At 64.7% G+C, this 1543-nt stretch carries 1 protein-coding gene; it reads right to left on the bottom strand.

Going from position 1 to position 1543, the window contains the following annotated elements; translation table 11 throughout:
- A partial coding sequence (locus tag VGN68_RS05085; RefSeq protein WP_327474511.1) for a strawberry notch C-terminal domain-containing protein occupies positions 1 to 1543 on the bottom strand: 1543 nt, incomplete at both ends.

Here is a 1543-nt window from a genome sequence, read left to right as displayed (position 1 = left end):
CGGCAGCACCCGCTCCTTGCGCTCGATCGTCAGAAGCTGCGTCGCCGCCCCGGTGCCGGGATGGGTGTAGATCGTCTGCCGTGCGTTCACCGCGAAGCTCTCGGCGCGCAGGGTTTCGAGGCCGATCTCATAGGTTCCCGCAGCAACCGCCGCCTCGATGCGATGCACGAGCAGACCCTCGAAGGCCTCGAACAGGATGTTCTGGAGGTCGATCGTGAGGGCAAGCATGCGATTGAGGAAGGTGGTGATCGGCGGCAGTTCCTCGCGCAGGCAGCCATCGATATCGAGCAACGACAGCCCCGTCGCACTTTCGAACGTCAGCAGCGAACAGCCCTCGACCTTGGCATTCACGATCAGAAGATAGAGTTGGCGCAGCGCATCGCGGGCATAGAAGGATTCCAGATTGTCCTCGGGCCGGAACATATTCTGCCCGCCCGTCTGGCGCTGGCCGCGCGTGATCGCCCCCATCGAATCGAGCCGCCGCGCGATCGTCGATATGAAGCGCTTCTGCGCCTTGACGTCGGTCGACACCGGACGAAACATCGGTGGCTGCTTCTGGTTCGTTCGATTTGTCCGCCCGAAGCCCTGGATCGCGGCATCCGCTTTCCATCCTGCCTCGAGCAGATAGTGAATGCGCCGCCGCTGGTTCTTGGCGCCGAGATCGGCATGATAGGAGCGGCCCGTTCCCCCGGCCTCCGAGAAGACAAGGATGCGCTTCTCGTCGTCCATGAAGGCGTGGGTCTCGCCAATGTTCGCACTGCCGGGGCGGGTCTCGACCGCAAAACGCACATCTCCGTCGTCGCCCGTCCGCGGGACAATGCGACGCGAGCGCCCCGTCACCTCGGCGACCGTCTCGGTCCCGAAATGCTGGACGATCTGATCGAGCGCGCCCGGCACCGGCGGCAACGCGGCGAGCTTCTCGATCATCGCGTCGCGCCGCCGGCACGCCTCGCGGCTGACGATCTGATTGCCGGCCTCGTCATAAGCGGGCCGCGACGCAAGATTGCCCTCGCCGTCGGTGCAGGGTTCGAACAATTGGACCGGAAAGCCGTGCGCGAGATAATCGAGCACATATTCGCGCGGGGTGATGTCGACCGACACGTCGCCCCAATCCTCCACCGGGATCTCGGCGAGCCGGCGCTCCTGCAACGCTTCCCCAGTCGAGACGATCTGGACGACGGCCGCATGGCCCGCCTCAATGTCGCGAGCGATGCTTGCGATGGCGCTCGGGGTCTGCATCGCGGTGATGAGATGGTTGAAGAAGCGCTGCTTGGTGCTCTCGAATGCCGATCGCGCCGCCGATTTCGCCTGCGCATTGAGCGTGCCATGCTCGGCGCTCGTCACCCCCGCCGCCTCCATCGCCGCGGCGAGATTGTTGTGGATGACCTGGAAGGCACCGGCATAGCTGTCGTAGATGCGTCGCTGCTCGTCGGTGAGCTTATGTTCGAGCAGCTCATATTCGACCCCATCGAACGACAGCGACCGTGACGCGTAGAGGCCGAGCGCCTTGAGGTCGCGCGCGAGCACCTCCATTGCCGCCACG

It is taken from the genome of Sphingopyxis sp., assembly GCF_035998965.1.
Lineage (GTDB): Bacteria > Pseudomonadota > Alphaproteobacteria > Sphingomonadales > Sphingomonadaceae > Sphingopyxis.
The sequence above is the reverse complement of the archived record's forward strand: the minus strand, read 5'-3'. Positions and strand labels throughout refer to the sequence as shown.